A 24,079-nucleotide genomic window follows, 5' to 3' on the forward strand; every position below is an offset into this window, starting at 1 on the left:
TGTTTCTTACGCCAGCAGATGACGTGGAAGTAGTATTGAACAGGTTAAGTGAGTATCCATGTCGATAACCCACCAAGCTGATCCGGTAAAACGAGCGCGCCTGCGCTGGCGCGGTCGTCGTGGTTTGCTGGAAAATGATTTATTGCTGACGCGTTTCCTCGATCAACACGAAGAAACGCTGACGGATGAAGAAGTCGAGGCTTTTTCCATATTGCTGGAATTGCCCGACAATGAATTGCTGAATTTGCTATTGGCACGCAATGAACCGGAAGGTGAGGCTGATGTGCCCCATGTCCATGCGTTGCTGATTAGATTGCGCGCGATTTAAAGCGTGCTGTATGACCGGTTTTTTAATTTTGCGATTTATTCTTAAATCGACTCACCTCGTTATTAGAAGGAAGAGCCATGCCCCACTCCCAATCTGACACCAAAGCCACACTGTCGTTTTCTGACGGTTCGCCATCAGTGGAGTTGCCGATTTATAAGGGTTCCATAGGCCCTGACGTAATCGACATCCGTAAACTCTACGGTGCCAGTGGTAAATTCACCTACGATCCAGGCTTTATGTCTACCGCAGCGTGTGATTCGACCATCACTTACATCGATGGCGATAAAGGCGAACTGCTGTATCGCGGTTACCCGATTGAGCAGTTGGCGGTAAAGTGCGACTTCCTTGAAACTTGCTACCTCTTGCTCAAAGGCGAATTGCCGAATGCAGAGCAAAAGAAAACCTTCGTCAGCACCGTGACCAAGCACACGATGTTGCATGAACAAATGCAATTCTTCTTCCGTGGCTTCCGTCGCGACGCGCACCCGATGTCGGTACTGGTTGGTACCGTCGGCGCGCTGGCTTCGTTCTACCATGACTCGCTGGACATCACTGACGCGCACCATCGTGAAGTATCGGCTATCCGCCTGATCGCGAAGATGCCTACGCTGGTCGCCATGTCGTACAAATACTCGGTAGGCCAGCCTTTCGTCTACCCGCGCAATGACCTGTCGTACAGCGCGAACTTCATGCACATGATGTTCTCGACACCTAGCGAAGAATACAAAATCAGCGACGTCCTGGTACGCGCGTTGGATCGTATCCTGATCCTGCACGCAGACCATGAGCAAAACGCGTCGACTTCGACCGTGCGTCTGTCGGGTTCCAGTGGTGCCAATCCGTTCGCCTGTATCGCTGCCGGTATCGCCTGTTTGTGGGGCCCTGCCCACGGTGGTGCGAATGAAGCTGCATTGAACATGCTGAAAGAAATCGGTACCGTCGACAAGATTCCTGAATTCATCGCTAAGGTGAAAGACAAGAATTCCGGCGTCAAACTGATGGGCTTCGGTCACCGTGTTTACAAAAACTTCGACCCACGCGCCAAACTGATGCGTGAAACCTGCCATGAAGTGCTGGAAGAACTGGGCTTGCATGACGACCCATTGTTCAAACTGGCGATGGCCCTGGAAAAAGTGGCGCTGGAAGACGAATACTTCGTATCGCGCAAACTGTACCCGAACGTCGATTTCTACTCGGGCATCGTGCAATCCGCACTGGGTATCCCGGTCTCGCTGTTCACCGGTATCTTCGCGATGGCGCGTACCGTTGGCTGGGTTGCCCAGTGGAACGAAATGATCTCGGATCCGGAACAAAAAATCGGCCGTCCACGTCAATTGTTCATCGGTGAAAAGCAACGCGACGTGCCAGACTTGGCAAAGCGTCCATAATCATCGCTAAAGGCAAAAAGTGAGTCAGGAGATTCACTTTTTGCCAAATTGTTTTATGTTATTCTGATGTCACAAAATTGAGTTAAGTTACAGCTATAGATTAAAGAGTCCTTCCCCACAACTTGATGTGCAATCCGCTAACCGGTCAGGCCGTGTCGCGGAAGGTTAAATTAACCCGCTAATCTCGCGAAACGCGAAGAAAGGTGAGCAAGATGATGCAACAGTCCCAATCCAATTCTTATCTGTTTGGAGGGAACGCACCGTACGTTGAAGAACTGTACGAGGCTTACCTCGACAACCCAGGCTCCGTACCAGACAACTGGCGCGCGTATTTCGACGCCATGCAGCATGTGCCTGCCGTCGATGGTTCAGCCAAACCTGACGTCGCTCACGCGTCCGTCATCGCTTCTTTTGCCGAACGTGCCAAACATGGCCCGATCCGCACCGTTACCGCTTCCGAAGATGTCGAAATGGGACGCAAACGCGTCGCCGTTACGCAGCTGATTGCCGCCTATCGCGTGCTCGGTAATAACTGGGCCAACCTCGATCCGCTGCAACGCCAGGAACGTCCGCCTATCCCGCAACTGGAGCCTAGCTTCTATGGTTTTACCGATGCGGATATGGATATCGTTTTCAATATCAGCAATACCCATTTCGGTAGTGAAACATCGTCGCTGCGCGATTTGCTCAACGCCTTGCGTGACACCTATTGCCGTTCCATCGGTCCTGAGTTCATGTACATCAGTGACCCGGTGCAAAAGCTGTGGTTGCAGGAACGTTTTGAATCGGTACGCTCGACCCCGACTTTTTCCAGCGAAAAGAAAAAACACATCCTTGAGCGCCTGACTGCAGCTGAAGGCCTGGAGCGCTATCTGCACACCAAATACGTGGGCCAGAAACGCTTCTCGCTGGAAGGCAGCGAAAGCTTTATCGCGGCACTGGATGAAGTCATCCAGCGCGGTGGCGAAAAAGGTGTGCAGGAAATCGTGATCGGTATGGCGCATCGCGGCCGTCTGAACGTCTTGGTTAACACCCTGGGCAAAATGCCGCAGGAATTGTTTGCCGAATTCGAAGGTCGTCATGGCGACGACTTGCCATCCGGCGACGTCAAATACCACCAAGGCTTCTCATCCGACATCAGCACACCAGGCGGTCCTATCCACCTGTCGCTGGCGTTTAACCCGTCACATCTGGAAATCGTTAATCCGGTGGTCGAAGGTTCGGTGCGCGCACGTATCGAACGTCGCGGCCAGAACGATCCGTCGCAACAAGTACTGCCTATCCTGATTCACGGCGATGCCGCGTTTGCCGGGCAGGGCGTCATCATGGAAACGCTGAACCTGGCGCAGACCCGTGGGTATGGCACCGGTGGTACCGTGCACATCATCATCAATAACCAGATCGGTTTCACCACTTCGGATCCGCGTGATTCACGCTCCACGCTGTATTGCACCGACGTGTCGAAGATGATTGAAGCGCCGGTGATCCACGTCAATGGCGACGATCCGGAAGCCGTTGTTTTTGCTGCGCAACTGGCACTCGACTACCGCCTCGAATTCCGCAAGGACATCGTGGTTGATATTGTTTGCTACCGCAAACTGGGCCACAACGAGCAAGACACCCCGGCCTTGACGCAACCCTTGATGTACAAAAAGATTGCCGCCCATCCAGGCACACGCAAACTCTACGCCGACAAATTGCTGACACAAGGCACCATAGCTGCTGATGATGGCGATGCGATGGTCAAGGAATATCGCGATGCGATGGATGCTGGTAAGCACACAGTCGATCCTGTTATTTCCAACTTCAAGAGCAAGTATGCGGTTGACTGGATGCCTTTCCTCAACCGCAAATGGACCGATGCTGCCGATACAGCAGTGCCGATTACTGAGCTGAAGCGCCTGGCGGAACGTATCACGACCTTGCCGGAGAATTTCAAGGTTCATCCGCTGGTAGAGAAAGTACTGAACGACCGTGCAGCGATGGGGCGTGGCGAAATGAATCTGGATTGGGGCATGGGCGAGCATCTGGCTTATGCGTCGCTGGTCAGCTCCGGTTACGCAGTGCGCCTGACTGGTCAGGATTCTGGTCGCGGTACCTTTGTGCATCGTCACGCAGTCCTGCATGATCAAAACCGTGAACGTTGGGATGCAGGTACCTATGTGCCGCTGCAAAACGTCTCCGACCAGCAGGCCTGGTTCCGTGTCATCGATTCCGTACTGTCGGAAGAAGCAGTACTGGCCTATGAATACGGTTACTCGACTGCAGAACCCAATACCCTGGTGATCTGGGAAGCGCAGTTCGGTGACTTCGTCAACGGCGCGCAAGTCGTGATCGACCAATTTATCAGTTCCGGCGAAGTGAAGTGGGGGCGTGCTTCTGGCCTGGTCATGATGCTGCCGCACGGATACGAAGGACAGGGACCGGAGCACTCATCTGCTCGTCCTGAACGCTTCCTGCAACTGTGCGCGGACAACAATATGCAAGTGGTGCAACCAACTACTGCGGCGCAGATCTTCCATCTGCTGCGTCGTCAGATGATACGTTTGTTCCGCAAGCCATTGGTTATCCTGACACCGAAGTCGCTGTTGCGTAACAAGGATGCCGGATCGCCACTGAGCGAATTGGCTAAAGGTTCGTTCCAGACCGTGATCGGTGAAGTGGATGACAAGATCGATGCGAAAAAAGTGAAGCGCGTAATTGCCTGCTCAGGTCGTGTCTACTACGACCTGATCGCAGCACGTAAAGAGCGTGGTCAGAATGACGTCGCGATTATCCGTATCGAACAACTGTATCCATTCCCGCACAAGGCCTTTGCGGCTGAACTCAAGAAATTCCCGAATTTCGCCGAGTTGGTATGGGCGCAGGATGAGCCGCAGAACCAGGGCGCATGGTTCCAGATTCAACACAATATTCTGGAAAACATGGCGGATGGACAGAAGCTGGCATATGCCGGTCGTCCAGCCAGCGCATCGCCTGCGGTCGGTTATTACGACAAGCATTACGCGCAGCAAAAAGCATTGATAGATGCGGCTTTTGCCAAATTAAAAGGTTTCGTACAAACGAAATAAAGACCCTGCGGCACCCCAAAGACTGGGGTGTCGTACGAACAACCCGAAACGGAGAGTTAAATGGCAATTCTTGAGGTGAAAGTTCCGCAATTGTCGGAATCAGTTGCAGAGGCTACCCTGCTGCAATGGCATAAAAAGGTGGGTGACACTGTTGCCCGTGACGAAAACCTGATCGACATCGAAACCGATAAAGTCGTGCTGGAACTGCCGGCACCTGACGCGGGCGTGATTACGCAAATCGTGCGTGCTGACAACAGCACCGTGGTTGCCGGCGAAGTCATCGCACTGATCGATACCGATTTGTCGGCGGTCGCAATTCCGGCAGCAGTCGCGCCACTGGCCGCGGCCACGCCTGCAAGCGCACCGGCGCCAGCGGCGAGTGCGCCTGCTGCGGCGTCCAACAGCGCTGCGGGTATTGCGATGCCGGCGGCTGCAAAAATGCTGGCAGAAAACAATTTGTCCGCCAGCGATGTTGCAGGCAGCGGCAAGGATGGTCGTGTCACCAAGGGTGATGTGATCAACCAGCTCGCCCAGCCAGCAACTGCTCCGGCACCGGCAGCTCCAGCCGTAGCCGCGAAACCGGCTCTGCAGCAAGTCGCCGCACCGGCTGCACCGTCTGCCGCACTGGCGAATCGTCCGGAAGAGCGCGTGCCTATGAGCCGCCTGCGCGCACGTATCGCCGAGCGTCTGCTGCAATCGCAATCGAGCAATGCCATCTTGACGACCTTCAATGAAGTCAACATGCAGCCAGTGATCGATCTGCGTACCAAGTACAAAGATAAGTTCGAAAAAGAACATGGCGTCAAACTCGGCTTCATGTCTTTCTTCGTCAAGGCTGCAGTAGCGGCATTGAAAAAATATCCGATCATCAACGCGTCGGTCGATGGCAATGACATCGTCTATCACGGTTACTTCGATATCGGTATCGCAGTCGGTTCACCACGCGGTCTGGTGGTGCCTATCCTGCGCGATGCAGATCAAATGTCGATCGCCGAGATCGAAAAGAAAATCGGTGAATTCGGTAACAAGGCGAAGGACGGCAAGCTGACACTGGACGATCTGACCGGTGGTACTTTCTCGATTTCGAACGGCGGTATCTTCGGCTCCATGCTGTCGACTCCTATCATCAACCCACCGCAATCTGCGATCCTCGGCATCCACGCAACGAAAGAACGTGCAGTGGTTGAAAACGGCCAGATCGTGATACGCCCGATGAACTATCTGGCGATGTCCTATGACCATCGCATCATCGATGGCCGTGAAGCGGTGCTGGGCCTGGTAGCGATGAAGGAAGCATTGGAAGATCCTGCGCGTCTGCTGCTGGACCTCTGATATTTGACCAAATGAAAAGACACAAAGGCCCAGGTATATGGATGCCTTTGTGTCTTTTTCTTTAATGGGGTAAAGATATGTCGAAGAATTTTGATGTGGTAGTAATCGGCGCCGGTCCTGGCGGTTATGTCGCAGCGATACGTGCAGCGCAGCTAGGTTTCACGGTCGCTTGTATCGACGAATGGAAAAACGAAAAGGGCGGCCCTGCGCCTGGTGGCACATGTACCAATGTAGGTTGCATACCATCGAAAGCGATGCTGCAATCGTCGGAAAATTATGATCATGCAGGTCATGCGTTTGCCGATCACGGGATCGAAGTCAAAGGTTTGTCGCTCAACGTCAAGAAGATGGTGGCGCGTAAGGATAGCGTTGTTAAACAAAACAATGACGGCATCCTGTACCTGTTTAAAAAGAACAAGGTTACCTTCTTCCATGGTCGTGGTTCTTTCGTGAAAGCCGCAGACGGCGGACATGAAATCAAGATCGCAGGTGCGACGGAAGAAAATATTTTTGCCAAGCATGTGGTGGTGGCAACCGGTTCCAATCCACGTGCCTTGCCAGGTGCGGCATTCGATGAAAAACTGATTCTGTCGAATACCGGTGCGTTGGCAATCACTGATGTGCCTAAGCGTCTGGGCGTGATCGGTGCCGGTGTCATCGGACTGGAAATGGGCAGCGTCTGGCGTCGCCTGGGTTCCGAAGTGACGGTACTGGAAGCATTGCCAGCTTTCCTCGGTGCAGTCGATGACGCAGTTGCCAAAGAAGCGTTCAAACAATTCACCAAGCAAGGCCTGGCCATCAGTCTCGGTGTGCAGATCGGTGCGATCACTGCGGGCAAGAACGACGTCACGGTTAATTACGTTGACGACAAAGGTGCGGCGCAGAAGGCTGTGTTTGACAAGCTGATCGTCTCGATCGGTCGTGTGCCTAACACCATCGGTCTGAATGCAGAAGCAGTCGGCCTGAAGCTGGATGAACGCGGCTTCATCGCGGTTGATGCTGATTGCAAAACCAGCTTGCCGAATGTGTGGGCAGTCGGTGACGTGGTGCGTGGTCCTATGCTGGCGCACAAATCGGAAGAAGAGGGCGTCGCGGTCGCTGAACGCATCGCTGGTCAGCACGGCCATGTCAATTTCAACACCATTCCATGGGTGATTTATACTTCTCCTGAGATTGCGTGGGTAGGCAAGACTGAGCAGCAACTGAAAGCAGAAAAAATTGCTTACAAATCCGGCTCTTTCCCTTTCCTCGCTAACGGTCGTGCCCGCGCCCTCGGTGATACCACTGGTTTCGTGAAATTCCTGGCTGATGCCAAGACCGATGAAATCCTCGGTGTACACATCATCGGCGCGATGGCTTCGGAACTGATTTCAGAAGCTGTGGTCGCAATGGAGTTCCGTGCATCTTCTGAAGACATCGCGCGGATCTGTCATGCACACCCATCGTTGTCGGAAGCTGTCAAAGAGGCAGCGCTGGCGGTCGATGGCCGGGCCCTGAACTTTTAGGAGTATTTTTTAATGCGATATGCCGCCTTGCTTTTGCCTTTGCTACTGACCGCGTGTGCCACCAGCGGTAATGGAGATGGTCGCGTGTCAGTTGCGACCGCCTCCAACGGGCAAGAGTTTGGCGGTGCCAATTGTTCGGTGACCACCAATTCCGGGAGCTGGAGTGTGTTGACGCCTGCTACTGTGCAATTGGGCAGTGCCAACGGTGAGTTGCGGATTATTTGCAATAAGCCGGGCTATCGCACCACGGAATTGCGCTTGCCGCCCTATGCGCCAACTTCATCCGGTTCCCGTGTAGGTCTGGGTCTCGGTGGTGGTAGCGGTGCAGTTGGTATGGGTCTGGGCTTTAGTGTGCCGATCAGCTCCGGTGGCGGCGGTTATTATCCGCCTCGTGTCGTGGTTAATATGGCGCCGCAGTAAAGATCATTCTGCCGCCAGTATGGTGCAGAGACAGATGGGCGAGCAATGACTCGCCCATTTTTTTCTGCAAGTATCAGCCCGCTGGATAGCGAAAATACAGACTGGATTTTAGCCGCATGAATGTACGTGAATTTTATGAGCATGCATTATCGCAACGAGGATTCGTTGCTGATGAGTCGCAGCTCAATGCCGTTAATCGTTTGCAGCAAGCCTATGATGAATGGGTAGAGTACAAGGCACAGCGCGCGAATGCCTTCATGCGCTTCTTGCGGCCGCCTGAAATCCCGCGTGGGATTTATATGTGGGGTGGGGTAGGTCGCGGTAAATCCTTCCTGATGGATAGTTTTTATTCAGTCGTGCCTTTGGTGCGCAAGACGCGCGTGCACTTCCATGAATTCATGCGCAGCGTACATCGCGAGCTGGACGAACTGAAGATGGTGGTGAATCCGCTGGATGAAGTGGCCAAGCGTATCGCGAAGAGGTATCGCCTGATTTGCTTCGATGAATTCCACGTCATCGATATCGCCGATGCGATGATTCTCTACAACTTGTTCAAGGCCTTGTTTGAGAATGGTGTGTCTTTCATCATTACCTCGAACTTCCATCCTGACACTTTGTATCCGGACGGCTTGCATCGGGATCGTATGTTGCCGACCATCGCTTTGCTGAAGGAAAAGCTGGACATCGTGAATGTCGATAGCGGCAATGATTATCGTAAGCGCGCGCTGGAGCAGGTTGATGCTTATTACTGGCCGCTGAATGAGAAGGCTAGCGAAGCGATGCGGGTGGCATTTGCGCGCATAGCTGAAACTACAGATGAAAACCCGAGTCTGAAAATTGAAGGGCGAGACGTACGTGCCTTGCGTCGGGCTGGTGGCGTAATATGGTTCGACTTTGCCACCTTGTGCGGTGGTCCGCGTTCGCAAAATGACTATCTTGAACTCGCCAGTCGTTTTCACACAGTATTTTTATCAGATGTGCCAGTGATGTCGGCCGGTATGGCTTCCGCGGTTCGACGTTTTATCTGGCTGATAGACGTCCTGTATGATCACAAGATTAAACTGGTCATGTCGGCCGAGGTGACGATGGATGAGTTGTATACTGATGGTGCGCAGATTGCCGAATTCCAACGTACTGTGTCGCGTTTGATCGAGATGCAATCCAGCGAATATATGGAAGCAGAGCGTCGACTCACAGCTAACGCGATTTTATGAGCCATGGCTGCAGAGCCGGACTCGCCTTAATTTGAATTAACGATAGATGAAATACATATTTCCTACCTGCCTTGGCGCTACCTTCTTGTTGGCTGGCAATCTTGTGTTTGCGCAGCCAGCGCCCGTCGCTGCTGAAACGCCTGACCATGTGTATTTGCCTAAAGAACTGATAGAGCGTTATCCGGCTGATTCCATCAAATCCAACGAAGTGGCGGAACGTGCGGTGGAAGAAGTGAACAAGACGCGCGCAGATATTGAAGCGCGTTTTGTGGCCGACCAAAAGGCTTGCTACAAAGTGTTCTTTACCACTTCCTGCCTGGACAAGATCAAGGAGCAGCGACGTCTGGATCTGGTTTCTATTAAGCCGATAGAACTCGAGGCCAATTCGTATATACGCCACGCCAAAGTTGACGAGCGTGATCGTCGTCTGGCCGAAAAAAATGCGCAGAATGCAGCGAAAGCTGCCGCCAATGCTGACAAGCCTGTAGACGAACGCACAGCCAAGGATGGTCCGGGTGCAGCAGAGGAAGCGCAGCGCAAGGCACGCGCCGAAGCCTATGCGAAACGCAATGCTGAGTATGCGGAGAAGCAGCGGCTGTTGAAGGAAAACGAAGCAGCTGATGCGCAGAAGCGGGCCGAGAATGTACAGCGCTACGAAGAAAAAGTGCGTGCCGCTGAAGAAAAACAAAAAGAGATTGCCAGAAAGAAAGCGGAAAAAGCCAATGTGCCGGCCGCCAAGCCTTGATGCATGGTAGCAATTATCAGCTGCAAATTATCTCTGACTAGAGTGACAGACTGATATATAAGTTTCATTTGCTGTTGAATTTGGCAACTTAACCGTACAAGTTGTGCGCTTATTCGATAAAGTGCTGGACTTATCTCTAAACAATATTGAGAGATTATTAAAATTTAACTTTTTTTATTTTAATCCCGGTATAATCAGCCATCGTTGAGATTCGAGTTAGTGGTGCAGTTAGTCTGTCATTCCTGTCTTGGTTGAAACGATCCAACGGGCAAATGCCCAACTTAACTGAAATTAGGAATTGTAATGGCAACTGGTATCGTAAAATGGTTCAATGACTCGAAAGGCTTCGGCTTTATCACCCCTGACGAAGGCGGCGAAGACTTGTTCGCGCACTTCTCGGCTATTCAGTCGAGCGGCTTCAAATCGCTGCAAGAGAACCAACGCGTTTCTTTTGAAGTGACAGCTGGTCCTAAAGGCAAGCAAGCTTCGAACATTCAGCCTATCTAATAGCTGGATCAAACGAAATAGAAAAATCCTCAGCATGCTGAGGATTTTTTTTCGCCTGTCATTTCCTGAAGTGCCGCAGGTGAGGGTGATTCAGTTTTGTGTCAGCGCTTGTCGCAGATTGCGTTCATCCTGCCACTCACGGTATTCCGCGCTGCTTTGCGTATATGCCTTGAGTTCGGCTGCACTTTTTCCTTCGTGTGCAGTGAGCAGGCGATGCGCGATGCGATGATCTGGCATGGTGGTGCCATAGAACATGACATCGTCACCGCGCTGGATCAGCAAGGTAGGGAAATTTTCGACATCGAAGTCGCCGATCAGGTCGGCGCGGTCTTCGATATCTATCCAGACAAACAGCTTGTCCGGATGTTGGGCCGCCAGCTCGTCAAAGCCGGGTCGGTAATTGGTACAGACGTCGCACCAGGCCGCGCACAAGCAGGCCACGACCCAGACGTCGTCTTGCATGCGTTGCGTGAGCTGCTGCTGGTTATGCGGTTCTAGAGTGATACTTGCCATGGCGGTATTCTACCGTTTTCTGTTGCATAGGGAGTGTTCGTCCCGGTGGAAATGCGCAGCAGCGACAAATGCATACCTTCCCAGCACCGATGGCGATACGCACGGTAAAATAGCCCTATGTCTACGATACTCGCTATAGAAACATCTTCTGAACTGGCTTCTGCGGCACTGTTGCACAAGGGCGTCAACAGCAGCCGCCAGACGGCAGGTGTCAGCACGCATTCACAAAGCATACTGCCGATGGTGCAGGCCTTGTTGCAGGACGCTGGCATCGCGCTGCGCGATTGCGACGCGATCGCTTTTGGTGCCGGACCTGGTTCGTTTACCGGTGTGCGTACCGCTTGCGGCATTGCACAAGGTTTGGCCTATGGCGCGGATAAACCCTTGTTACCGACTGTGACCCTGCTGGCGATGGCCCAGGCGTGTCGCGAGCAGACTGGTGCCAGTGACGTGCTGGCGGTGCTGGATGCGCGCATGGGCGAAGTTTATTGGGCGCAGTATCGCTACACCGATGGCTGGCAGATTGTGATTGCCCCGAGCCTGTCATCTGCACGTGAGGTGCAGCCGCAAGGCGAAGTGACCGCATGTGGAAATGGTTTACAGGCGTATGCAACGGATTTCGCTGCGCAGCCGTTTTTTGCGACTGCATTGAAAGATATGCTGCCGCAGGCCGAGCAGATTGCGACGCTGGGTGCGATTGCTTATGCGCAAGGACTGGCGGTGGTCGCGAGTGCGGCGGAACCACTGTACTTGCGTAACAAGGTGGCATTGACAACGGCGGAACGTCTGGAAAAGGCTGCAAAGGAGGCTGCATGAGTTCCGTGCCCAGTCCTATTCCGCAGTTCAAGGCGCCGCCTCCGCCAGCGCGCAAGCTTTATTTCTATCGGATGCAGCCGACCGATATCAGTGATGTGCTTGCGATCGAAAACGATGTTTATCCTTTTCCCTGGACGCGCGGCAATTTCCTCGATTCCATCAATAGCGGTTACGAAACCTGGATACTGCGCGATGGCACCGGTGCCTTGAGCGGTTATTTCCTGCTGATGCTGTCGGTAGACGATGCACATTTGCTGAACATCACCGTACATCGTGATTTGCAGGGGCAGGGCATAGGCATACTGCTGCTGGATAAAGCGAAGGCAATTGCGCAGGAAAAAAAGCTGGAAGCGGTCTTGTTGGAGGTGCGTCCATCGAATACGCGTGCAGAAAAAATCTACCGTCAATATGGCTTTAGTCGCATAGGTGTGCGCAAAGGCTATTATCCGGCACCGAATAATCAGCGTGAAGATGCGCTAGTCATGAAGCTTGCGCTATGAGTAATCCGGATCGTCGTATCGCATTCTTGCAGGAGATGGGCCTGGGGCCAGTCTGGTCGCAACGGGCGGCTGTGCTGCAGGCGCTGGAATCTGAAGCAGCAACTGTAAGTGAAGTTGCTGCGCCGCTTGAGGATAGCGTGGCCGCTGCAACGCCGCTGCGTGTTGTTGAGCCTAGTGCTTCGGCCTGGGGTGACGACGATGTCGCGACTAGTCCCGTTGCTCTTCCTGTCGCAGTGCCTGCAACGCCGACTGCGCTGGTGCAGCCTGCCAGCAGTATCGGCAGCATGAACTGGGATCAGTTGAAGACGGTGGTCAGCAATTGCACCGAATGCGGTTTATGCAAAGGACGCACACAAACTGTATTCGGTGTCGGTGACCAAAAAGCCAAATGGTTGTTCGTCGGTGAAGGTCCTGGACGCAATGAGGATTTCCAGGGTGAGCCTTTCGTCGGACCGGCGGGCAAGCTGCTCGACAATATGTTTGTCGCGATGGGTCTCAAGCGTGGCGAAAATACCTACATCGCCAACATCGTCAAATGTCGTCCTACTGATGAAAACAAGCGTGACCGTGCACCAGTCGCAACCGAAAGCGATGCCTGCATGCCGTACTTGCAAAGGCAGATAGAGTTGCTCAATCCGACCGTGATCGTGGCACTGGGCAAGACCGCCGCGCTGTCCTTGTTGAAGCTGGATCCGGCGACACCTGTTGCCAGATTGCGCGGTAGCGTACATCGCTATGCGGATATCCCTGTGGTGGTTACCTATCATCCGGCGTATTTGCTGCGCACACCGAAAGACAAGAGCAAGGCCTGGGCAGATTTGTGTCTGGCGATGCAAACCTATGCCGACAAAGGCTAACGTCTAGCTTGGCAGCGAATTTGACAAATACCTTCCAAACACAATTCGAGCAGCGTTGGGGCCACCTCAACGATATCCATGTGCGCTCACTGGCATGGCTGCTCGATGCTCCCGATCTGCTGGATCCGCAAGCACCGCAATGGCAGGGAAAAATTGCCAGCCTGCAGGGCAGCCTGCCGCACGATATCAATGACTGGTTGCAAGCATTGGATAAGGATCCGGATGCCTTGCATCGCTACCTCAATGTACAAGTATTCACCCGCCTCGGACGCTATGCAGAAAAACTGCTGGCTTATTATTTCGAGGCACGCGGCATACTCGCCGCACACGGTGTGCAGGTAAGGGCGGGCAAGAACAGCACCGTAGGCGAGTTTGATTTCCTGCTGCGCGATGGCGATGCCTTGTTGCACTGGGAATTTGCCACCAAATTTTATCTGCTGGAATCCAGCGGTGCTGGTGAAGATGCAGACTACTTCGTCGGTCCCAACCTGGCAGATACGCTGGGTGCAAAAATGCACAAGATACTTGAGCGTCAACTGATGTTGTCGCAGCATCCGGCAGCGCAGGTGCATTTGCCAGCACCGGTGAAGCAGGCGCAGGCATTGGTCAAAGGCTGGTTGTTTTATCACCAGGATGATAGGGCAGATGCCGCGATATGCGGTATCTCTGCCGATCATTGCCGTGGTTTCTGGTGTGCGCTGACAGAGACGGAACAGATGACAGCCGAACGTTATGCCGTGGTGCCGCGTTTGCACTGGCTGGCACCAGCCAAACTGGATTTGTCACAGACCATGGACAAGCAGGCATTGCAAGAAATGCTGGCGACGCATTTCGTGCATGACACGATGCCGGTATTGGTAGTCTTGCTGAATGTCCGGGGAGAGCTTGCGCTGGAAAGCAGTCGTGGCTTTATCGTGCCGGATGACTGGCGCACCCGGGCTGGCCAACGGATAAAACTGGTTCATCCGCTGCCGCAATAACTTAGTGTTTCGGTTCGCCTATCAGTGACAGCGAATCATGTTCACGTTGGTTGGCAGCATGCTTGCGCATGATCAGGTACATGATGCCGGAGACCGACAAGCCAAACATGATGATGACGATGTTGATGTTCAAATCCAGTTTCACCATCAATGCATACAGCAGCAACATGGTCAGTACTGACAAATTCTCATTGAAGTTTTGCACCGCGATCGAGTGACCTGCACTCATCAGGACGTGGCCACGATGTTGCAGTAGCGCATTCATAGGCACGACGAAGTAGCCTGACAAGGCGCCGACCAGAACCAGCAACGGATACGCCAGCCATACGGTATGTACCATGGTCATGACGATCACGACCACACCCATGATCACGCCGAGCGGCATTACCGACAGTGACTTCTTAAGAGGTACAAAGCGAGCAGCAGCCACTGCGCCGAGTGCGACACCGACCGCTACGATACCTTGCAGGATGGCGGCCTTGTCGAGCGGCATATTCAGGGATTTCTCAGCCCATTTCAGCACGATGAACTGTAAGGTTGCACCGGCACCCCAGAACAGCGTGGTTACGGCCAGCGAGATTTGCCCGAGGCGGTCGCGCCACAAAGTGGTGAAACAGTTGGCGAAGTCGCCGATGAGCTTGATGGGATTACGTTCCTGATGCGGATAGCGGGCGCCAGTGTCAGGAATGCGGAGGTTGAAGAGTGCGGCGAGCAGGTAAGAGACGGTGATAATGCAGAGTGCTGCTTCGGCTGGTGTGTCTATGCCAAAGTTAATAATGGGGAAATCGAAGGCTAGTAGTTTGGCGGCAACGTTGGGATTGATGAGTGCACCTCCCATCACGGTGCCGAGGATAATGGAGGAAACGGTCAAGCCTTCTATCCAGCCATTGGCGGCGACCAGTTTCTCCGCCGGTAGCAATTCTGTGAGGATGCCGTACTTGGCCGGTGAATAAGCTGCTGCACCAAAACCGACCACGGCATAGGCAATCAGCGGATGGACATCGAAGAACATCATGCCGCAACCGAAAATCTTGATCAGGTTGGTGATGAACATGACGCGACCCTTGGGTAGCGCATCAGCGAAAGCACCGACGAAAGCGGCGAGTAATACATAAGACAGGACAAAGAATAGCTTCAGCAATGGAGTCATCCATTCGGGTGACTTCATTACCGTTAATAAGGCTATGGCCGCTATCAGGAGGGCGTTGTCGGCGAGCGAGGAAAAAAACTGCGCCGCCATGATGGTATAAAAACCGCGATTCATTCGCATTAATCTATTTTTGCTGTGTGTCTCTGGCTGACTTTATACCATGAATCTTGGCGGCTTCCATTGATTTGCGCCTCGTTAACGCAATGCGTCCGGTAAAATAAATAAATTCGTAAAAAAACCATCTTGAACGAATGTCACGATTTAACTTTCTTTACATTGCCGTATGCCCAGACCCCTTATTGCTACCATAGATATCGCCGCATTACGCAGTAATCTTGCGCTGGCCAAAGCGCGTGCCCCTCATTCCCGGGCATGGGCGGTGGTGAAGGCCAATGCCTATGGGCACGGTCTGGAGCGCGGCATGCGTGGTTTTGCTGCGGCAGACGGTTTGGGGCTGATCGAGCTGGATGCGGCGGCCCGCCTGCGCGAGCTGGGGTGGAAGAAGCGCATCCTGTTGCTGGAAGGATTTTTTGATGCTTCCGATCCGCAACTGCTGGCCGAGCATCAACTGGATACGGTTATCCATTGCGAAGAGCAACTGCTCATGCTTGAGCAAGCACGTTTACAGACGAAAATTGACGTTCATCTGAAATTGAATAGCGGTATGAATCGTCTGGGCTTCACGCCAGCGAAATATCGGGCCGCCTACGAGCGCCTGCGCGCTATCCCGGCCGTAGACCATATTTCTTTTGTCACACACTTCGCCAACGCGGAAGATCCGGACAATCCGGTATTGCCGGTGCAGGAGCAGTTGCGCCGCTTCAGGGAAGCAACTCGTGATTTGCCGGGCGAACAAAGCATGGCCAATTCGGCGACTGATTTATTACACCCAGGTTCGGCGGCGGACTGGATACGTCCTGGCATCATGCTGTATGGTGCGACGCCAGGCGGGCAAAGCGCCGAGCAGTTCGGCTTGCGGCCAGCGATGAGTCTGAACAGTGAAATCATCGGTGTGCAGCATATCGTCGCGGGTGATGCGGTCGGCTATGGCAGTGCTTTCGTCGCGACTGGTCCGATGACCATCGGCGTGGTCGCCTGTGGTTACGCTGATGGCTATCCCCGTCATGCACCCAGCGGCACGCCAGTGATCGTCGATGGTGTGAAGACACGTATGGTCGGACGCGTATCAATGGATATGATTACAGTCGACCTGACACCGGTGGCGAAACCGTGTGTAGGCAGCAAAGTCACGCTGTGGGGCGCAGGCTTGCCAATAGACGAAGTGGCAAATGCGGCCGGTACAGTCGGCTATGAGTTGATGTGCGGCCTGGCGTCGCGCGTGAAGGTAGTCGAAGTTAACTAGAACTCATTTCACAAATATCCGTGAGATGCGTTCTTACCAAAAGCGGTGCTGGCAAGGCGTGCGACGCGTCGCATAGCGAGCTATGCGCAAGGAGCGCAACGCGGCCAGCGCCGCTTTTGGTAAGAACCCGAAGAGAACGGGCTATTTGGGCGTATTGCTGCGTTGCGCCGCTTGCCAAGGGGATCACCCTTGGCGGCGCGACACGTCTTGCACTACCTCCCAAATAGCCGCGTTCGCACTCGCGGATATTTGTGAAATGAGTTCTAATCAAAGCGAAATTTACCCAGATGGCAAAAGCCAAAACCAATTACACCTGTAGCGACTGCGGCGGCATTACCAGCAAGTGGGGCGGACAATGCCCCGCTTGCGGCGCGTGGAATACGCTGGTCGAAACCATAGTCGAGTCAGGCTCCAATCGTTTTTCCGTACAACACCAAGGACTGGCGCAAACAGCGCCGGTACTGAGTCTGGCAGATATCGAAGCGATAGATGTGCCGCGCTTTGGTACCGGCATAGAAGAATTTGATCGTGTGCTCGGCGGTGGCCTGGTGGCTGGCGGTGTGGTGCTGATCGGTGGCGATCCTGGCATAGGCAAGTCGACGCTGTTGTTGCAGGCACTGGCCAATCTCTCGCGCATCAAAAAAGTTTTATATGTCAGCGGTGAGGAATCCGGTGCACAAATCGCATTGCGCGCAAAACGCCTCGCGGTCGACGCCAAGGATCTGAAGCTGCAAGCCGAGATCCAGCTGGAAAAAATCCTGACAACTCTGGCTGAGCACAAGCCTGATGTCGCGGTCATCGACTCCATCCAGACCGTGTATTCGGACGCACTGAGTTCGGCTCCGGGTTCGGTTGCACAGGTAAGGGAATGTGCCGCGCAATTGACGCGCATCGCCAAGCAAACCGGCATCACCATCATCATGGTTGGTCATGTCACCAAGGAAGGCGCGCTGGCTGGTCCGCGCGTGCTGGAACACATCGTCGACACCGTGCTGTATTTCGAAGGCGACACACATTCCAGCTTCCGGCTGGTGCGTGCGATCAAGAACCGCTTCGGTGCAGTCAATGAGCTGGGCGTGTTTGCGATGACGGAAAAAGGCTTGAAGGGCGTATCCAATCCCTCGGCGCTATTCCTGTCGCAACACGATAATCCTGTGCCTGGTGCATGCGTGATGGTGACGCAGGAAGGCACACGTCCCTTGCTGGTCGAGATCCAGGCACTGGTGGACACTTCGCATTTGCCGAATGCGCGTCGTCTTTCGGTGGGGTTGGAGCAAAATCGTCTGGCGATGTTGCTGGCTGTGTTGCATAGACACGCTGGCATCGCTGCTTTCGATCAGGATGTATTCATCAATGCCGTAGGTGGTGTGAAGATCACCGAACCGGCGGCCGATCTGGCCGTGCTGCTGGCGATACATTCCTCCATGCGTAGCCGACCTTTGCCGCGAGGTTTGGTGGTATTTGGTGAAGTGGGCCTGGCAGGTGAAATACGTCCTGCGCCGCGCGGTCAGGAACGTTTGCGTGAAGCAGCGAAGCTGGGCTTCTCACTTGCCCTGATTCCAAAATCGAATGCGCCCAAGCAAAAGATAGAAGGGCTGACCATCATAGGCGTAGAGCGTATAGATGAGGCTTTGAATCGTGTACGCGAGCACGAGTAAATACGCGAATGAGCTAGTCGTCGAAATGCTGGTTCAGCAAGTCTGCAGCTTTCACGCCACTGCGCACAGCTGATTCCAGTGTCGCCGGATAATCACTGGCGACGTAATCCCCGGCAATCACCAGATGTGACAATACGGTTTTCTCAGTCGGCCGTTGCAGACCGGGTGCGCAGGAAAAAGTTGCGCGCTTGTCTGTGATGACCTTGCTCCAGAGCGGAGCTGTCAATTGCGGCATTTGCAGTGCTTGCGCCAGTTGCTGCGCGATAGCGGCAGACAATGCTTCCTGTCCGAGTTCTATCGCCGTGGTCGACACACTGACCACCACTGCAAACAAGCCATCCTGCGTGCTATCCAGTTGCCCGCGATCAAACACAAACTGTCCCCAGTGGCCCAAGGCTTCGTCATCAGTCAATGCAAAGAATGGAGCACTTAAGCGTGTGCCTGCCGGGTATTGCAGATAGCAGGTGGTGATCGGTTCGTAGTTGAAGGCAGGGATGTGTGCTTCGGCTGCGGAGCCGGCCAACAAACTGGCCGCTGTGGTCGCAGGCGTAGCGATGACGACGCCATCAAATAATTCTTCTGCTGCTTCCGCATTGCTTAAGCCGAGTGCCCACTTCTGATCGTGTGCAGTAATTGTTTGTACGGTGCAGCCAGTCTGTATCGCGCCGTTGCGCGCAGCGACGAAATTGGCGGCTTGTTGCGGTAGTAATGAGGTGAGGTTGGTACGTGGCAGCAACATATCGGATGCTGCACGCTGCGCCCCCAGGCTGTCACGCAGCACATTCAGGAATATCTGTGCGGATGCGCGCTCTGGTGGTGTGTTGAGGGCGGCGATACACAGCGGTTGCCACATCAGTTTAATCAGGCGTTCAGTCTGGTCGTAACGTTCCAGCAATTCACTGACACTGCAATCAGTGTGCAAGCGCCATTCCATCCAGCGCGCAGTGGTGGAGAAACGCGCCAGCGCCATTTTGTCCGCACCTGTTAATCCGCTGGCACGTAGCAGCGCGATCAACATGTGCAAAGGAGCGGGCAGGCGCGGCGCAACAAAATCCATGCCGTCGCAGCCCGCCGGATAACGCATTTGCAGCGGCAGGCGCAGCAATGCCTGATCTGCCTCGACGCCTATGGTGATTAACAGGCTTAAGGTTGCGCTATATGCACCGAGCAAAATATGCTGGCCGTTATCGAGTACCTGGCCCTGAATCTCGACTGCGCGCGCGCGGCCGCCTAAGGTGCGGGATGATTCGAAGAGAGTGACTGCATGTCCTGCGCTGGCCAGTTCTACTGCCGCTGCGCATCCGGCCCAACCAGCACCGACGACGGCAATTTTCTTTGCGTCTGACATGAGCGGATTCATGCGCAACTGCGTCAGCCGCGCACGTAGGTAATCCACGCCAGCCATAGCTTGCGTATAGGCGTGAGCGAGATGCGCTGGTTCAGTACGTGGAAACCATCGCGTTCCACTTCATTCAGTACGGCACGATAGATGGTTGCCATGATCAGGCCAGGACGTTGTGCACGACGATCTTCTTTCGGCAACAAGGCAAAAGCTTCGTCATACAATTTTTGTGCACGTGCTGCCTGGAACTGCATCAGCTTTTCAAAGTTGTCGCTATGACGTGCATTCAGGATGTCGGCGGCGGTGACGTTGAATTGTTGCAGCTCATTCACCGGCAGATAGATGCGACCTTTACGGGCGTCTTCGCCGACATCGCGAATGATATTCGTGAGCTGGAAAGCGAGTCCCAGTTTTTCTGCGTATTGCAAAGTCTGCGGGCTGCTGGCACCGAAGATTTTGGCAGACAGGATGCCGACCACGCTGGCGACATGCCAGCAGTATTTTTGCAAACCAATAAAGTCGAGATAACGGTTCTGGTCGAGATCCATTTCCATGCCATCGATGATGGCCATCAGGTGTTCACTCTCGAGTGTGTAAATCGCCATATGCGGTTGCAGGGCTTTGGTCACCGGATGCGTCGGTTCGCCGGACATCATCGCGCCGACTTCCTTGCGCCACCACACCAGTTTGGTACGGGCGATCGTGATATCGGTACATTCATCGACGGTGTCATCGACTTCACGGCAAAAGGCGTAGAGCGCGGTAATCGCACGGCGACGATCCGGTGTCAGGAACAGGAAGCTGTAGTAAAAGCTGGAGCCGCTTTGTGCGGCTTTTTGTTGGCAGTATTCGTCGGGGGACATAAAAGTAAGGCGCTGGACGCTGAATTAAGCCGCTATGCTAGCCGACTAAGGCTGTAGGAACAAATAATGTCTGCGTATCTTTATCGATACGCATGAATCTGTCGTATCAAAATACCTTCTGCGGTTCTTGTTGCAGATTACGCTTGACTACTTATTTCGCTTTCATACGGATTGCGCGCAGCAGTAGTAGCAGCCAGTCGCTTTTGCCGAGCTTGGGCCGGTGCCGGAACATATCGTAGCCGGAAGCTTCTATGCACTCGAGTATGCGCAAGCCGCCTTGTACCACCAGGCGCAGCTCCCAGCCTATGCGACCGGGCAGGCGTAGCGCCAGCGGTGCACCGGCCAGTAGCATCGCGCGTGCGCGCTCCACTTCAAACTTCATTAATTCACGCCAGGCAGTATCGACTTCCTGACGGGCGATCTGCTGTTCCGCAATACTGAAAGTCTGCAAATCGGCCAGCGGCAGGTAGATGCGTTCTTTTTGCCAGTCTATCGCCACGTCTTGCCAAAAATTAATCAGTTGTAGTGCTGAACAGATGTCATCGGAGGCGCGCAGATTGTCAGCATTGGCTGCGCCATATAAATGCAGCATCAACGTGCCTACCGGGTTGGCCGAGCGTCTGCAATAGTCGAGCAGATCGGTGAAGCTGGTGTAGCGCTTGGTGACGATATCCTGTTTGAAGGCGGACAGGAGGTCGCGGAAGGGTTGCAGCGGTAACTGGTACGAGCTGATAACAACTGCCAACTTCTGGAATAGCACGCTGTCCGGGTGTTCGCCTGCTGCAATCTGATCCAGTCCGTGCTCATACTCTGCCAGTGCCGCCAGCCGTTCCTCATCGCTGGCATCGCCTTCATCGGCCAGGTCATCCGCACTGCGCGCAAACGCATAGATGACTTCCACCGCAGGACGCAGCCGCGGGGGCAGGAGGACGGATGCTACCGGGAAATTTTCGTAATGATCGACAGGCATGAAGGCTAAGGGTGAGGGTGGGGTAATCGTACAGCGCCGCTACCGGTTGATAATCACTGTTTCCTGCGCGAATATCGGACACAGCACGCATAGTAATTGAAAATCTGGCAAAGACCGCCAAATTGACCGTCGTATCGCTTCGACTTCAGTAGCGCAAACAGCGGAAAATTCCGCTAGTGGCGGGGCGTTTATAGGGTGCAAGTAGGCAAAGTGTCAAAAATCAGCGCAGCTTGCGCAAAATCCAGTAAAATCCCGGGTTGAAGTTGAACAGCCGATACAAAAGGCAGTGCAGGGCGACCCTATATTCACTTCGTGGTCGCCCTTTGCTTTTGCGCTTTTGTATTCGCTAGCGCACTCATTCCCGCGAGGATGGCGAAATTGGTAGACGCACCAGGTTTAGGTCCTGACGCCAGCAATGGTGTGGGGGTTCGAGTCCCCCTCCTCGCACCACAGAATTTTTTATTTTTTGGACGATTCACATGGCAACTGCAGTCGAAACTCTGGACAAACTTGAGCGCCGTATCACGATTACGGTGCCACTCGCCGATGTACAAGCGGAAGTTGAAAAACGCCTGAAAGTCCGTGCTCGTACGGTGAAGGCGCCTGGCTTCCGCACTGGTAAAGTGCCGATGAAGATGGTCGCACAACAATACGGCTATCAAGTCGAAAACGAAGTGCTGAACGACAAAGTCGGTCGCGCATTCAACGATGCCGCTACAGAAAACAACCTGCGCGTTGCCGGTTTCCCGAAAATCGAACCTAAGACTGATGACGCCGCTGCTGAAGGCACCATCGTTTTCAACGCAACGTTTGAAGTTTACCCAGAAGTTAAACTGGGTGATCTGTCGGCCGCCGAAGTGGAAAAAACCACGGTAGACGTCAGCGATGCAGAAATCGATAAAACCATCGACATCCTGCGCAAACAACGTGTGCACTACCACGTCAAAGGCGAGCAAAGCGCGCACGGCGACGGTGGTTCGGACCTGACAGCTAAAAACGGCGATCGCGTCACCATCGACTTCGTCGGTACTATTGACGGCGTTGAATTCCAGGGCGGCAAAGCGGAAGATTACGCTTTCGTACTGGGCGAAGGCCGCATGCTGGCTGAATTCGAAGCCGGTACCATCGGCTTGAAAGTGGGCGAGTCCAAAACTTTCCCATTGGCTTTCCCTGCTGATTACCACGGTAAAGACGTAGCAGGCAAAACCGCTGAATTCACCATCACCCTGAAGCAAATCGAATGGGCGCACCTGCCGGAAGTCGATGCTGAATTTGCAAAATCGCTGGGTATCCCTGACGGCGACCTGCAAAAAATGCGTGAAGACATCAAAGTCAACCTGCAACGTGAAGTCAGCAGCCGCATCAAGGCACGCACCAAAGACAGCGTGATGGATGCACTGATCAAAATCAGCGAACTCGACGTGCCTAAAGCTCTGATCGACCAGGACGTAGAGCGTCTGATGGAAATGACCCGTCAGGACATGACCCAGCGCGGCATGAAAGTCAGCGATCTGCCTTTCCCACCGGAACTGTTCACAGAGCAAGCTGAACGTCGCGTACGCCTCGGCCTGATCCTGGCTGAAGTTGTCAAAGCCAACGATCTGCAAGCCAAACCAGAACAAGTTAAAGCGCAAGTTGAAGAGTTCGCACAGAGCTACGAAGACCCGCAACAAGTTCTGAAGTATTATTTCAGCGACCGTAGCCGTTTGGCGGAAGTTGAAGCCCTTGTATTGGAAGAAAACGTCGTCAATTACGTGTTAGGCAAAGCCAAAGTAACCGAGAAACCGGTTGCGTTCGATGAATTGATGAGCAATAACGCACAAGCGTAATAACTTGTGCGCTCTCCATAAGGAAAGCAGATGATCACCACAAGCATGACTCGTACTTCCGCTCTCGATACCGATATGCTCGGTATGGTCCCGATGGTGATTGAGCAGAGTGGTCGCGGTGAGCGCGCGTATGATATTTATTCGCGCTTGCTGAAAGAGCGCATTATTTTTCTGGTTGGCCCGGTCAATGACCAGATGGCCAACCTGATCGTTGCGCAATTGCTGTTCCTGGAAAGCGAAAACCCGGACAAGGATATCTCCCTCTACATTAACTCGCCTGGCGGTTCGGTTTCGGCCGGTATGGCGATTTATGACACCATGCAGTTCATTAAGCCGAACGTTTCGACTTTGTGTACTGGCCTGGCGGCGTCGATGGGTGCGTTCCTGCTGGCAGCGGGTGAGAAGGGCAAACGTTTTTCCCTGCCTAACTCCCGCATCATGATCCACCAGCCATTGGGTGGTGCTCAGGGCCAGGCTTCGGATATCGAAATCCAGGCACGCGAGATCCTGTATCTGCGCGAAAGACTGAATGCCATTCTTGCTGAAAGAACCGGTAAATCTGTCGAAGAAATCGCTAAAGATACTGATCGTGATAACTTTATGTCAGCAGATGCTGCAGTGACATACGGCATGATCGATAAAGTTTTGGCAACGCGCGCTTAAGCTAGTTCGTATGTAATATTTGACGCCCGGGCGCAACAACGTTCGGGCGTTTTGCTTTATAGGCT

General features: G+C 53.7%; 22 protein-coding genes and 1 tRNA gene. 18 read left to right on the forward strand and 5 right to left on the reverse strand.

Features of this window, described 5'->3' with window-relative positions; all coding sequences use genetic code 11:
* Positions 1-58: 58 nt before the first annotated feature.
* The 9 genes from IXC47_RS06255 (at position 59) to IXC47_RS06295 (ending at position 10,510) form a co-directional block, all read left to right on the forward strand.
* A complete protein-coding gene (locus IXC47_RS06255) occupies positions 59-328 on the forward strand; it encodes an FAD assembly factor SdhE (RefSeq protein WP_175626745.1) in 270 nt (89 codons plus the stop codon).
* Between the two features lie 77 nt (positions 329-405).
* Positions 406-1,716: a citrate synthase gene (gltA, locus tag IXC47_RS06260; protein WP_175626746.1), complete on the forward strand. Its 1,311-nt coding sequence runs from the start codon at positions 406-408 to the stop codon at positions 1,714-1,716.
* A 212-nt stretch (positions 1,717-1,928) separates the two neighbouring features.
* On the forward strand, positions 1,929-4,787 hold the full coding sequence (locus IXC47_RS06265) for a 2-oxoglutarate dehydrogenase E1 component (RefSeq protein ID WP_175626747.1): 2,859 nt from the start codon (positions 1,929-1,931) through the stop codon (positions 4,785-4,787).
* Positions 4,788-4,847: 60 nt separating this feature from the next.
* The gene (gene odhB / locus IXC47_RS06270; RefSeq protein ID WP_195875023.1) at positions 4,848-6,119 is read left to right on the forward strand and encodes a 2-oxoglutarate dehydrogenase complex dihydrolipoyllysine-residue succinyltransferase; all 1,272 of its coding nucleotides are present in this window, start codon (positions 4,848-4,850) and stop codon (positions 6,117-6,119) included.
* Positions 6,120-6,196: 77 nt separating this feature from the next.
* Positions 6,197-7,624, forward strand: a complete 1,428-nt coding sequence (lpdA, locus tag IXC47_RS06275) for a dihydrolipoyl dehydrogenase (RefSeq protein WP_195875024.1) — start codon at positions 6,197-6,199, stop codon at positions 7,622-7,624.
* Positions 7,625-7,636: 12 nt separating this feature from the next.
* Positions 7,637-8,044, forward strand: a complete 408-nt coding sequence (locus tag IXC47_RS06280) for a hypothetical protein (protein ID WP_175626750.1) — start codon at positions 7,637-7,639, stop codon at positions 8,042-8,044.
* 116 nt (positions 8,045-8,160) lie between these two features.
* Positions 8,161-9,258 (forward strand): cell division protein ZapE, encoded by a 1,098-nt coding sequence (zapE, locus tag IXC47_RS06285; RefSeq protein WP_195875025.1) that lies wholly within the window; start codon positions 8,161-8,163, stop codon positions 9,256-9,258.
* A gap of 46 nt (positions 9,259-9,304) precedes the next feature.
* Positions 9,305-10,003 carry a hypothetical protein gene (locus tag IXC47_RS06290; protein ID WP_195875026.1) on the forward strand — a complete coding sequence of 233 codons (699 nt, stop codon included), beginning with the start codon at positions 9,305-9,307 and terminating at the stop codon, positions 10,001-10,003.
* Between the two features lie 303 nt (positions 10,004-10,306).
* Positions 10,307-10,510: a cold-shock protein gene (locus IXC47_RS06295; protein ID WP_009665193.1), complete on the forward strand. Its 204-nt coding sequence runs from the start codon at positions 10,307-10,309 to the stop codon at positions 10,508-10,510.
* 90 nt (positions 10,511-10,600) lie between these two features.
* Here the strand turns inward: IXC47_RS06295 and IXC47_RS06300 are convergent, their stop codons facing one another.
* Entirely contained in the window at positions 10,601-11,023 is a 423-nt protein-coding gene (locus IXC47_RS06300) for a thioredoxin family protein (RefSeq protein ID WP_195875027.1), read from the reverse strand.
* Between the two features lie 117 nt (positions 11,024-11,140).
* Here IXC47_RS06300 and tsaB point away from each other — a divergent pair, with 117 nt between their 5' ends.
* From tsaB to IXC47_RS06320, 4 genes are read left to right on the forward strand one after another with little or no spacing between them, the layout of a single operon-like run.
* Entirely contained in the window at positions 11,141-11,839 is a 699-nt protein-coding gene (gene tsaB, locus IXC47_RS06305; RefSeq protein ID WP_195875028.1) for a tRNA (adenosine(37)-N6)-threonylcarbamoyltransferase complex dimerization subunit type 1 TsaB, read from the forward strand.
* Positions 11,836-12,339 (forward strand): ribosomal protein S18-alanine N-acetyltransferase, encoded by a 504-nt coding sequence (gene rimI / locus IXC47_RS06310; protein ID WP_175626755.1) that lies wholly within the window; start codon positions 11,836-11,838, stop codon positions 12,337-12,339. The genes tsaB and rimI overlap by 4 nt, the downstream gene beginning before the upstream one ends.
* Positions 12,336-13,196: a uracil-DNA glycosylase gene (locus IXC47_RS06315; protein ID WP_195875029.1), complete on the forward strand. Its 861-nt coding sequence runs from the start codon at positions 12,336-12,338 to the stop codon at positions 13,194-13,196. Before rimI ends, IXC47_RS06315 begins: the two co-directional genes overlap by 4 nt.
* 20 nt (positions 13,197-13,216) lie before the next feature.
* Positions 13,217-14,176: a DUF1853 family protein gene (locus tag IXC47_RS06320; RefSeq protein ID WP_230089418.1), complete on the forward strand. Its 960-nt coding sequence runs from the start codon at positions 13,217-13,219 to the stop codon at positions 14,174-14,176.
* A gap of 1 nt (position 14,177) precedes the next feature.
* On the opposite strand, the gene lplT is transcribed toward IXC47_RS06320, so the two are convergent.
* On the reverse strand, positions 14,178-15,440 hold the full coding sequence (lplT, locus tag IXC47_RS06325) for a lysophospholipid transporter LplT (RefSeq protein ID WP_175626758.1): 1,263 nt from the start codon (positions 15,438-15,440) through the stop codon (positions 14,178-14,180).
* A 169-nt stretch (positions 15,441-15,609) separates the two neighbouring features.
* Here lplT and alr point away from each other — a divergent pair, with 169 nt between their 5' ends.
* Both alr and radA read left to right on the forward strand, forming a co-directional pair.
* Complete coding sequence (gene alr, locus IXC47_RS06330; protein WP_195875030.1) at positions 15,610-16,689, forward strand: alanine racemase; 1,080 nt, start codon at positions 15,610-15,612, stop codon at positions 16,687-16,689.
* Positions 16,690-16,976: 287 nt separating this feature from the next.
* Positions 16,977-18,347 carry a DNA repair protein RadA gene (radA, locus tag IXC47_RS06335; protein WP_124572583.1) on the forward strand — a complete coding sequence of 457 codons (1,371 nt, stop codon included), beginning with the start codon at positions 16,977-16,979 and terminating at the stop codon, positions 18,345-18,347.
* A gap of 13 nt (positions 18,348-18,360) precedes the next feature.
* Here the strand turns inward: radA and hpnE are convergent, their stop codons facing one another.
* The 3 genes from hpnE to hpnC all read right to left on the reverse strand — a co-directional run bounded on the left by hpnE (position 18,361) and on the right by hpnC (position 21,522).
* Positions 18,361-19,707: a hydroxysqualene dehydroxylase HpnE gene (hpnE, locus tag IXC47_RS06340; RefSeq protein WP_230089419.1), complete on the reverse strand. Its 1,347-nt coding sequence runs from the start codon at positions 19,705-19,707 to the stop codon at positions 18,361-18,363.
* Positions 19,708-19,718: 11 nt separating this feature from the next.
* Positions 19,719-20,552 (reverse strand): presqualene diphosphate synthase HpnD, encoded by an 834-nt coding sequence (gene hpnD / locus IXC47_RS06345; protein ID WP_195875031.1) that lies wholly within the window; start codon positions 20,550-20,552, stop codon positions 19,719-19,721.
* A 151-nt stretch (positions 20,553-20,703) separates the two neighbouring features.
* A complete protein-coding gene (gene hpnC / locus IXC47_RS06350) occupies positions 20,704-21,522 on the reverse strand; it encodes a squalene synthase HpnC (protein ID WP_195875032.1) in 819 nt (272 codons plus the stop codon).
* Positions 21,523-21,885: 363 nt separating this feature from the next.
* Here hpnC and IXC47_RS06355 point away from each other — a divergent pair.
* The 3 genes from IXC47_RS06355 to clpP all read left to right on the forward strand — a co-directional run bounded on the left by IXC47_RS06355 (position 21,886) and on the right by clpP (position 24,014).
* Positions 21,886-21,972: transfer RNA gene (locus IXC47_RS06355), tRNA-Leu, on the forward strand.
* 29 nt (positions 21,973-22,001) lie between these two features.
* Positions 22,002-23,351 (forward strand): trigger factor, encoded by a 1,350-nt coding sequence (tig, locus tag IXC47_RS06360; protein ID WP_175626762.1) that lies wholly within the window; start codon positions 22,002-22,004, stop codon positions 23,349-23,351.
* Between the two features lie 30 nt (positions 23,352-23,381).
* Entirely contained in the window at positions 23,382-24,014 is a 633-nt protein-coding gene (gene clpP, locus IXC47_RS06365) for an ATP-dependent Clp endopeptidase proteolytic subunit ClpP (RefSeq protein ID WP_012079386.1), read from the forward strand.
* The last annotated feature ends 65 nt before the right edge of the window (positions 24,015-24,079 follow it).

The sequence above is a fragment of the Herminiimonas contaminans genome (assembly GCF_015645465.1).
GTDB classification, from domain to species: Bacteria; Pseudomonadota; Gammaproteobacteria; order Burkholderiales; family Burkholderiaceae_D; genus Oxalicibacterium; species Oxalicibacterium contaminans.

Excerpts from the sequence above, each read along its gene's own strand:
- IXC47_RS06265 (WP_175626747.1), top strand. The coding sequence starts at position 1,929 with ATGATGCAACAGTCCCAATCCAATTCTTATCTGTTTGGAGGGAACGCA.
- IXC47_RS06315 (WP_195875029.1), top strand. The coding sequence starts at position 12,336 with ATGAGTAATCCGGATCGTCGTATCGCATTCTTGCAGGAGATGGGCCTG.
- clpP (WP_012079386.1), top strand. The coding sequence starts at position 23,382 with ATGATCACCACAAGCATGACTCGTACTTCCGCTCTCGATACCGATATG.
- rimI (WP_175626755.1), top strand. The coding sequence starts at position 11,836 with ATGAGTTCCGTGCCCAGTCCTATTCCGCAGTTCAAGGCGCCGCCTCCG.
- gltA (WP_175626746.1), top strand. The coding sequence starts at position 406 with ATGCCCCACTCCCAATCTGACACCAAAGCCACACTGTCGTTTTCTGAC.
- odhB (WP_195875023.1), top strand. The coding sequence starts at position 4,848 with ATGGCAATTCTTGAGGTGAAAGTTCCGCAATTGTCGGAATCAGTTGCA.
- radA (WP_124572583.1), top strand. The coding sequence starts at position 16,977 with ATGGCAAAAGCCAAAACCAATTACACCTGTAGCGACTGCGGCGGCATT.
- tig (WP_175626762.1), top strand. The coding sequence starts at position 22,002 with ATGGCAACTGCAGTCGAAACTCTGGACAAACTTGAGCGCCGTATCACG.
- zapE (WP_195875025.1), top strand. The coding sequence starts at position 8,161 with ATGAATGTACGTGAATTTTATGAGCATGCATTATCGCAACGAGGATTC.
- hpnD (WP_195875031.1), bottom strand. The coding sequence starts at position 20,552 with ATGTCCCCCGACGAATACTGCCAACAAAAAGCCGCACAAAGCGGCTCC.
- tsaB (WP_195875028.1), top strand. The coding sequence starts at position 11,141 with ATGTCTACGATACTCGCTATAGAAACATCTTCTGAACTGGCTTCTGCG.
- IXC47_RS06280 (WP_175626750.1), top strand. The coding sequence starts at position 7,637 with ATGCGATATGCCGCCTTGCTTTTGCCTTTGCTACTGACCGCGTGTGCC.
- lpdA (WP_195875024.1), top strand. The coding sequence starts at position 6,197 with ATGTCGAAGAATTTTGATGTGGTAGTAATCGGCGCCGGTCCTGGCGGT.
- IXC47_RS06290 (WP_195875026.1), top strand. The coding sequence starts at position 9,305 with ATGAAATACATATTTCCTACCTGCCTTGGCGCTACCTTCTTGTTGGCT.
- lplT (WP_175626758.1), bottom strand. The coding sequence starts at position 15,440 with ATGAATCGCGGTTTTTATACCATCATGGCGGCGCAGTTTTTTTCCTCG.
- IXC47_RS06300 (WP_195875027.1), bottom strand. The coding sequence starts at position 11,023 with ATGGCAAGTATCACTCTAGAACCGCATAACCAGCAGCAGCTCACGCAA.
- alr (WP_195875030.1), top strand. The coding sequence starts at position 15,610 with ATGCCCAGACCCCTTATTGCTACCATAGATATCGCCGCATTACGCAGT.
- IXC47_RS06255 (WP_175626745.1), top strand. The coding sequence starts at position 59 with ATGTCGATAACCCACCAAGCTGATCCGGTAAAACGAGCGCGCCTGCGC.
- IXC47_RS06295 (WP_009665193.1), top strand. The coding sequence starts at position 10,307 with ATGGCAACTGGTATCGTAAAATGGTTCAATGACTCGAAAGGCTTCGGC.
- hpnE (WP_230089419.1), bottom strand. The coding sequence starts at position 19,707 with ATGAATCCGCTCATGTCAGACGCAAAGAAAATTGCCGTCGTCGGTGCT.
- hpnC (WP_195875032.1), bottom strand. The coding sequence starts at position 21,522 with ATGCCTGTCGATCATTACGAAAATTTCCCGGTAGCATCCGTCCTCCTG.